General features: G+C 56.7%; 8 protein-coding genes. 1 reads left to right on the top strand and 7 read right to left on the bottom strand.

Annotated elements, in window-relative coordinates; all coding sequences use genetic code 11:
• Positions 1-136 precede the first annotated feature (136 nt).
• Positions 137-2,884, bottom strand: coding sequence for a vitamin B12-dependent ribonucleotide reductase (locus VGK48_05285; protein HEY2380577.1), 2,748 nt, complete (start codon positions 2,882-2,884; stop codon positions 137-139).
• A 1,051-nt stretch (positions 2,885-3,935) separates the two neighbouring features.
• On the opposite strand from VGK48_05285, the gene VGK48_05280 reads away from it, so the two are divergent.
• A complete protein-coding gene (locus VGK48_05280; GenBank protein ID HEY2380576.1) occupies positions 3,936-4,178 on the top strand; it encodes a hypothetical protein in 243 nt (80 codons plus the stop codon).
• 53 nt (positions 4,179-4,231) lie between these two features.
• Here VGK48_05280 and VGK48_05275 read toward each other — a convergent pair whose 3' ends face one another.
• The 6 genes from VGK48_05275 to VGK48_05250 form a co-directional block, all read right to left on the bottom strand.
• Positions 4,232-4,864: a response regulator transcription factor gene (locus VGK48_05275; protein ID HEY2380575.1), complete on the bottom strand. Its 633-nt coding sequence runs from the start codon at positions 4,862-4,864 to the stop codon at positions 4,232-4,234.
• A gap of 70 nt (positions 4,865-4,934) precedes the next feature.
• Positions 4,935-5,420 carry a tetratricopeptide repeat protein gene (locus tag VGK48_05270; GenBank protein HEY2380574.1) on the bottom strand — a complete coding sequence of 162 codons (486 nt, stop codon included), beginning with the start codon at positions 5,418-5,420 and terminating at the stop codon, positions 4,935-4,937.
• A gap of 21 nt (positions 5,421-5,441) precedes the next feature.
• Positions 5,442-6,275: an MqnA/MqnD/SBP family protein gene (locus VGK48_05265; GenBank protein ID HEY2380573.1), complete on the bottom strand. Its 834-nt coding sequence runs from the start codon at positions 6,273-6,275 to the stop codon at positions 5,442-5,444.
• A 118-nt stretch (positions 6,276-6,393) separates the two neighbouring features.
• The gene (gene panC / locus VGK48_05260) at positions 6,394-7,236 is read right to left on the bottom strand and encodes a pantoate--beta-alanine ligase (protein ID HEY2380572.1); all 843 of its coding nucleotides are present in this window, start codon (positions 7,234-7,236) and stop codon (positions 6,394-6,396) included.
• Positions 7,208-7,987, bottom strand: coding sequence for a 3-methyl-2-oxobutanoate hydroxymethyltransferase (panB, locus tag VGK48_05255; GenBank protein HEY2380571.1), 780 nt, complete (start codon positions 7,985-7,987; stop codon positions 7,208-7,210). Before panB ends, panC begins: the two co-directional genes overlap by 29 nt.
• 5 nt (positions 7,988-7,992) lie before the next feature.
• Positions 7,993-8,418 (bottom strand): SPASM domain-containing protein (locus tag VGK48_05250; protein ID HEY2380570.1); only part of this gene is annotated, 426 nt, incomplete at its 5' end.

The raw sequence follows: 8,418 nt of genomic DNA, 5'->3' as shown, positions 1-8,418 counted from the left end.
ACTTCCACCCACCAGCAGATCGGGCGCAACTGCAATCGGCAATACAGCAGGCACCGGAAAAATAACCAGCCGCAGATGACGCGGATAACGCAGATCGATCTGCGTTATCCGCGTCATCCGCGGCCAGAACTTCTTCTTACGAGCAGCCGCTCGTCGAACCGCAATTCAAGCACTTATAGCAAGCGCCGTTACGGACCATCAGCGAGCCGCATTCGTAACAGGCCGGGGCGTCCCGATCCTCAATGTCCACCAGGGCACCCTTTTTCATGGGAGCGCTGGACACACTACCGAGCGGCGTCGGCGGTGTATGCACGGTCAGCGGCGTCAGCGCGGGTTGCTCCACCTGGACGCCAAGAGCTCTGGCTTCTTCGGCCGGCAGGAACTTCGAGGCCAGGTAACGGAAGATGTAGTCCATGATGGATTTCGCATAGGGCACCTGCGGGTTCGATGTGAATCCTGACGGCTCGAACCGCGTGTGACTGAATTTGTCGACCAGCACCTTCAGCGGCACGCCATACTGCAGCGCCATGGAACAGGTTGTGGCGAAGCTGTCCATGACCCCGGAAAGCGTGGAACCTTCCTTGGCCATGACGATGAAGATCTCGCCGGGCGTCCCGTCTTCATACATTCCGATCGTCAGATAGCCTTCGTGACCGGCAACCGAGAATTTGTGCGTAATCGAATGCCGTTCGACCGGGAGATGCCGGCGGACAGGGCGGATTTCCGTCACGGTTGCAGACCCGGCCTTCCGGTCATCGGCACTCGTGCTGAGAGGTTGCGTCCGCTTGGAACCGTCGCGATAGACAGCGACGGCTTTCAATCCAAGCTTCCAGCCTTCGATATAGGCCTGCTCGATCTCTTCGATACTGGCGGCGGAAGGCAGATTCACCGTCTTGGAAATCGCCCCCGAAATGAACGGCTGCACGGCGCCCATCATCTTGAGATGGCCCATGTAATGGATCGAACGGCTGCCGTTGGTCGCTTTGAACGCGCAATCGAAGACCGGCAGATGTTCCAGCTTCAATCCCGGGGCGCTTTCGATCGTGCCGCGTTCATTAACGTAGTCGACGATGGCTTTCACGGATGGATCGTCGTAACCAAGCTTCCGGAGAGCGGGAGGAACCGTGTTGTTTACGATCTTGATCGTGCCGCCGCCCACCAGCTTCTTGTATTTCACGAGAGCCAGATCCGGCTCGATGCCCGTCGTATCGCAATCCATCATGAAACCGATGGTTCCGGTCGGCGCCAGAACGGATGCCTGTGCGTTCCGGTAGCCGTGCAGGACGCCCAGATCGACGGCATCCGACCAGATATTCCAGGCCGTATCGTACATTTCGGTCGGAACGTTGTTCCGGTTGATGCGCTTCACCGAATCCCGGTGCATTCGCATCACATCGAGGAAGGGCTTCCGATTCACTTCGAACCCGGCGCACGGGCCAAGTTCACCGGCGATCTTCGCCGACTGCAGATACGCCTCGCCGGTCATCATCGCGGTGATGGCGGCGGCGTAATCGCGGCCGTAGTCGCTGTCATAAGCGATGCCCTGCGACATCAACAGTGCGCCGAGATTGGCATAGCCGAGACCGAGCGGACGATAGTTAAAAGAATTGATCTCGATCTTCTTCGTCGGATACGAGGCAAAACCGACAATGATTTCCTGCGCTGTGATCGTGACGTCCACCGCCTTCCGGAAGGCTTCGATCTCAAACCGGCCGTCTTTATCGGAGAACTTCAGCAGGTTCAGCGACGCCAGGTTGCAGGCGGAATCGTCCAGGAACATGTACTCGGAGCATGGATTGGACGCATTAATCGGAGCGGTATTTTTCGACGTATGCCAGCGATTGACCGTGGTGTCATATTGCATTCCGGGATCGCCGCAGATATAGGCCGATTCCGCGATCATGCGCATCAACTCGCGCGCTTTGAAGGTATCCACGGGCTCGCCGCTCACGATGGACCGGGTGCTCCAGTCGCCGTCATTGCTGACCGCATGCATGAATTCGTCGGTAACGCGGACGCTGTGGTTCGCATTCTGGAAAAAGATCGACGAGTACGCTTCCCCGTCGACGCCGCCGCCGTAACCGTTATCGAGCAGAACCCAGGCCTTTTTCTCTTCGTTCGCTTTACTGTTGATGAATTCGACGATGTCCGGATGGCCCACATTCAATATGACCATCTTCGCCGCACGGCGGGTCTTGCCGCCGGACTTGATGACACCCGCAAATGCGTCGAAACCGCGCATAAAAGAAACCGGACCGGACGCGGTCCCGCCGCCCGAAAGCTGTTCCTTGGAAGAGCGGATCGGAGAGAGATTGCTGCCCGTACCCGACCCCCACTTGAAGAGCATCCCTTCGGTCTTCGCAAGCTCGAGGATCGACCCCATAGTGTCGTCGACCGAATTGATGAAGCACGCGGAGCACTGCGGCTTCACTTCCACCCCGCAGTTGAACCAGACGGGCGAGTTGAATGCCATCATCTGGTGGAGCAGAAGGTGCACCAGCTCGTCGTGGAAGATCGCGGCGTCCTGGTCGCCCGCGAAGTATCCACCCTGCCGGCCCCATCCTGTAATCGTCGTGGCCACCCGGCCGACGAGCTGGCGAACGCTGGTTTCACGCTCGGGAGTCCCGCGTTTGCCGTGGAAATACTTGGAAGCGACAATGTTGGTGGCCGTCATGGACCACTTCTTCGGCACTTCGACGTTCTTCTGTTCGAAGATGACTTCCCCGGATTCGTTGGTAATCGCCGCGGTCCGGTACTCCCACTCCACCGTGTCAAACGGCGAGAGACCCTCCCGGGTGAAATACCGCCGGAACTCCAGGCCCTTCTGAGCCTTTGCCAGATTGACGCTTTCCCCGGCTTTGACGTCCAGGACTTCCTCTTTCATGCGTGCTCCCTCCCTATATTGTGCTTATTTAGACTGCCTACGCAAGATATTAGGGTTGGCGGACAGGTTAGGTCCAGTCGGCTTTGCATAAAAACCATCGGTTAGACAACTCACGCATCAAACGGCAAGATCGCCAAAACAAATTGCAAGATCGGTTCCCTGTGTTTAGATTCGCGAAAACAAAATGCGAGATTGCGATCTTGCCTTTAGAGTTGGCGAAACTAAAGGCGAGATCGCGACCTCGCCTTTAGAGTTGTCGATCTCGCCGTTCGATTTCCCAAAACAAACGGCAAGATCAGCTTCCCGCCTTTAGAGTTGCCAATCTTGCGTTTAGATTTGGCGAAACTAAACGCAAGATCGCGATCCCGCGTTTAGAGTTGTCGATCTCGCCGTTTGATTTCGCAAAACAAACGGCAAGATCGGCTTCTCGCCTTTAGAGTTGGCAATCTCGCGTTTAGATTTGGCGAAACTAAACGCGGGAACGCGATCTTACGTTTAGAGTTGGCAATCCCTCGTCTTGGAATTCCGTTAAAGAACTTCGTAACTTACTGCATCATTTGGTGCTTCGGTGCCAGTTATGGTAGTTTTGGGAGGTGGACCACGGTTTTCAGGACGCTGTGAGTCTGGAGTTGGCGATCCGGATTGCCTCCCGCCTGCCGGACCACCCCGAGTGGCTTAATTTCGCCCGCGGCAATCTGGATCGATGGTCGCGCCAGAACGGTAGTGCGCCATCGCTATTGCGTTGTTACGCGGAATGGCGTGAATTACTGATGCGACCGGTAGCAGAGGTCTGCATGGCCTTAATCGCAGAAAGCAGCGAAGGTCAGCGTCTGCGGCAAAACTCACCGTTTGCTGGGATACTTCCCGCGTCCGAGGTCTGGGACATTAAAGCACGATTTCGCCATGCAACGCCCGCAGCTTGAACACATCATTCGAGCCGCAGCGGCAATTTCTGGTGCTACGGAGTTCGTCGTGATTGGCAGCCAGGCAATCCTCGGCCAGTTCCCTGAGCCTCCAGAGGAACTGCTGGTTTCGATCGAGGCGGGAGCGCTTGATTCCGGTCCACAACAAGAATACCGGAGACGGCACCGCACTTTGCCTTGAAGTTCACGATCTTGCCGTCTCCAAACTCGTCGCCGCCCGCGAAAAAGATCTGCTGTTTCTTGCCGGACTCTTGCAACACCGGCTTGCAGAGCCGAAACTGATCCGTGATCGCATAATGACCTTGCAGATTCCGCCCGAGCAACGCGACGCGTCTCTTGCGCGTTTAGACAGATTGCAAAAGTCCGTCTGACCTTTTTGCCCTGCAAAGGTGATTTGTCTTTCCGACGAAACGATAACGTTGGTCTAATCGACCAGTCCTTCTTTTATGGCGTAGCGGGTAATTTCCGCATTGTTCTTCATATTGAGCTTTTCGAGGATGCGGACCCGGTAGGTGCTGATGGTCTTTACGCTGAGGGAGAGTTCTTCTGCGATATCCGTAACGGTTTTGCCGGAGGCGATCATACAAAGGACCTGGTACTCGCGATCCGAAAGAACTTCGTGGGGCGCCTTCGAAGGGTCTCCCCCGAGATCGAAGACGAGTTTTTCCGCCAGCGTGGAGCTGACGTACTTTCCTCCGCGGATGACTTTGCGGATGGCCTGAACCAGTTTTGCAGGCGCGGTCTCCTTCGTCAGGTAACCGGCGGCGCCGGCGCGGAGAACGCGCACGGCGTATTGATCTTCGGCATGCATGCTCAATACGAGAACCGGAAGGCGCGGCGATTCGGCATGCAATTCTTTCAGAACATCGAGCCCGCTTTTGTTGGGCATCGTAATGTCCAGCAGAACGACGTCGCAGGGTTCGTTCTTGAGAATTCTCAGGGCTTCATGTCCGTCACCCGCCTCGGCAGTGACAGCCATTCCGGGATTTTCAGCAATGATGCGCTTCAGGCCTTCGCGAACAACAGCGTGATCATCGACGACACACACTTTAATCATGATTCACCGAAGCAAATAAGAATAAGACGATTGTAGAGCAGAACGTCCAGGACGACAACAGGAAGAATCGTTAATTCAGATAGCCGCGGATGCGCGCCAATCCCTGGGCTGCGGGCGTGTAGTCTTTATTCTCTGCAAGGGCTTTGTGGTACTCGTCTTTTGCGCGAAGCCAATCGCGTTTCGATTCGAAAACGCGGGCCAGGTTCATATGAGGAAAGCAGTAGCTTTGATATCGCGGTGCCTGCAGAGCGCGCTCGAACCAGGGAATCGCCTCATCGCTCTTGCCTTTCATCATGAGATAGGAACCGATGTCGTTGTAGGGATTGCCGAATGCCGGGTCGACTTCGATCGCCTTGCGGCACTGCTCGATGGCAGCGTCGATACGTCCCATCCAGCTGTATGTCCATCCGAGAAATGTGTAGGCCTCAGCGGTGGGATACGCGGCAATGGAGCGCTGGTAGAGCTCGACGGCTTCGTCCAGCTCTTTGTTCATCTGATGCTGATAAGCTTCCTGCCAGAGCCGGGCAGCCAGTTCCTGGGGTGTGTCGCCGCTCATTAGTAGCCGCTCATTTAAGGATTAGACGAAATCCAATTCAACACGTTCGGGAATGATCTTCTTCTTGTAGGCTTCCTGCAGCAGTTTTTTCACGGCTTGACGGCCCTGCGGGCCGTAATCCAGCGTCAGTTCGTTCACATACATTCCAATGAACCGGTCGACACGCTGCGTGTCGAGGCCGCGGGAGAATTGAATGGCATAGTCCATCGCTTCAACACGGTGGTCGAGCGCGTACTGAATGCTGGTCTTAATGTCGACCGCGATCCGGTCTATCAATCGCTTGCCCAGATCCCGCTTGATGACGTTGCCGCCGAGAGGAAGCGGCAGGCCGGTTTCCTTCAACCACCACTCGCCAAGATCGAGCACCTTGTGCAGCCCCATCTCGCGGTATGTCAGCTGGCCTTCATGAATGAGAAGACCGGCGTCGTAGTTGCCTTTCTGAACCTCTTCCAGAATCTCGTCGAACGGAACCACTTTGTATTGGACATCCGGCTCGAACAGACGGAGCGCGAGGAAGGCTGTCGTCAATGTGCCGGGAATCGCAACGATTTTGTTGTTCGCCAGACTCTTCGCCCGCATGGGCTTGCCGGATACGACGATCGGGCCGTAGTTCTGGCCCATACTCGCGCCACACGACATCAGGGCGTACTTGTCGGACATATACGCGTAGGCGTGGAACGAGATCGCGGACACTTCGTACTCGCCTTTCATGGCTTTCCGGTTCAGCGTCTCGATGTCACTCAGCTTGTGAACGTAATTCAGGTCCCCGGTGTCGATCTTCTTTGTGGCCAGGGCGTAGAACATGAACGCGTCGTCCGAATCCGGACTATGCGCAACATGGATATCCTTTTTCATAAGGCAGTAAGGATACCAGAACGCGGGGATTCATTAGCCGCAGATGACGCGGATGACGCAGATATAAGCGCAAAAAGACCTTTAACGCGGCCATCTGCGTCATCCGCGTCATCTGCGGCTAGAAATCATTGACAGCAATGTTATCGATCAGTCGAGTTTTGCCAATCCAGATGGCGGCCGCGATCCGGACGGGATTCCGGATTGCCGCAACCGGCTGCAGATCCTTGGGGTCTACAATCTCAAAATACTCCACGCGGATCAGTGGCTCCTGTTGAAGAATTCCCATAGCCGCAAGGCGTACCGCGGCGGCATCCGTTTCCCCTTCCTGTATCCGCGCCGCCGCTTCCCGCAATGACTTATATAGAGCCGGCGCAGCTTTCCGTTCGCCATCATTCAGATACTTGTTCCGTGAACTCAGAGCCAGACCATCTCCTTCACGAACCGTCGCTACGCCGATAATCCGGACCGGCAGATTCAGATCCGTCACCATTCGGCGGATGACCGCCAATTGCTGCATATCCTTTTCGCCGAAATAGGCCTGCTGCGGTTGCACGATGTTCAGTAGTTTCAGAACAACTGTCGCTACGCCCCGAAAATGTCCCGGCCGGAATCTGCCGCACAGATGTTCGCTGACGCGCGCCACGTCAATGAACGCCAGCTGTGGTTCGGGATACATTTCTTCCACGGAAGGCGAGAAGACAAGGTCGGCGCCCAGGCGTTCGCAGGCCGACAGGTCCTGTTCCAGCGTGCGCGGGTAGCGGGAATAGTCCTCGCCAGGTCCAAATTGTGTGGGATTGACAAAGATGCTGACCACAACCGTGCCGCATTCCCGGCGCGCCGTCTCAATCAGCTTCTCGTGCCCGGCGTGCAAAGCGCCCATTGTCGGCACAAGACCGATATTTGTGGCAGCCTCCAGGGCGTTTCGGAGTTCTTTAACGGTGTGGACCGCCCGCACGGACATCCTCTATATATGCGCGCACGGCTGAGCTGATCTGATCCGAGAGCTGCGCGTACTGTTTTGCAAAGGGCGGAGGCGCATCGGTAAGCCCGAGAGCATCATGGCTGACGAGGACCTGGCCATCGCATTGTGATCCAGCGCCGATACCGATCGTTGGAATTTTCACGCTCGCCGTGATTCGTCCGGCGAGATCCGCTGGAATGGATTCCAGCACCACGGCGAAGACGCCGGCGCGTTCCAGGGTCTCGGCATCTTTTGCCAGCCGGTCGGCCGCTTCGGAATCGCGTCCCTGTTGCCGGAAACCGCCAAGCTGATGAACGGATTGCGGCGTCAGGCCGATGTGACCCATGACCGGAACACCGATCTCCACCAGCCGTTTGGCGGTGTCGGCGATCTGCCGGCCGCCCTCGATCTTGACCGCTGCCGCGCCGCCTTCCTGAATCAACCGGCCGGCGTTGCGCATGGCATCTTCAAGACTCAACTGGTAGGTCAGAAACGGCATGTCGGCGACGATCAAAGCGCGCTTGGCGCCGCGGCTGGCGGCGGCCGTGTGATGGATCATCATCTCAAGAGTTACGGGCAGCGTGTTGTCGTAGCCGAGGACGACCATCCCGAGCGAATCGCCGACCAGAATCACGTCGATTCCGGCGCGATCGAGGAGACGCGCCATCGTGAAATCGTAAGCGGTCCAGACGGCGATCTTCTCGCCCCGCTCTTTCATGGCCCGGAGATCGGGCACTCTTACAGGCTTCATAACGCTCACCAGGCTTTTCGAAGCAGGTAGTTCTTCGGGATCTCGAAAAGCGTTGCTCTATAAGAGTACCGCAGGCTGTCGTGAATAAAGCACACATGGGTGCACCAGCATTGATCGCATTGGATTTGCCGGGGTTCGTCCTGCCGGGCCGGGCTCTCCCAGAAGACCTGAAAGTCCATGCCATGGTCGCGCAGGTTACCGATCGGTTTGCGCAATTCGCAGGCTCGAACCCGCCCGTCAAAGTCGATGACGGCAGAAGTTTCGCCTGCAGTGCAAGGCATGGGCCAGCGGGTGCGCGTTTCCAGATTCTCGAATTGCGTGCGGTGATGGAAGGTCAGCGTACCGACATACGCGGCTTTCTTGAGCCACTTGAGCGGGCGGAACCTGTCATCGAACATGCCTTCGGCATAACTCCACTGAATCCGTGGCAG

The sequence above is a fragment of the Terriglobia bacterium genome (assembly GCA_036496425.1).
Taxonomy (GTDB): Bacteria; Acidobacteriota; Terriglobia; order 20CM-2-55-15; family 20CM-2-55-15; genus 20CM-2-55-15.
This window is presented reverse-complemented; position numbering and strand designations above follow the sequence as displayed.

Bases quoted from the DNA above. Each gene is read 5' to 3' on its own strand.
- VGK48_05285 (HEY2380577.1), bottom strand. From the start codon at position 2,884: ATGAAAGAGGAAGTCCTGGACGTCAAAGCCGGGGAAAGCGTCAATCTG.
- VGK48_05275 (HEY2380575.1), bottom strand. From the start codon at position 4,864: ATGATTAAAGTGTGTGTCGTCGATGATCACGCTGTTGTTCGCGAAGGC.
- VGK48_05270 (HEY2380574.1), bottom strand. From the start codon at position 5,420: ATGAGCGGCGACACACCCCAGGAACTGGCTGCCCGGCTCTGGCAGGAA.
- VGK48_05265 (HEY2380573.1), bottom strand. From the start codon at position 6,275: ATGAAAAAGGATATCCATGTTGCGCATAGTCCGGATTCGGACGACGCG.
- panC (HEY2380572.1), bottom strand. From the start codon at position 7,236: ATGTCCGTGCGGGCGGTCCACACCGTTAAAGAACTCCGAAACGCCCTG.
- panB (HEY2380571.1), bottom strand. From the start codon at position 7,987: ATGAAGCCTGTAAGAGTGCCCGATCTCCGGGCCATGAAAGAGCGGGGC.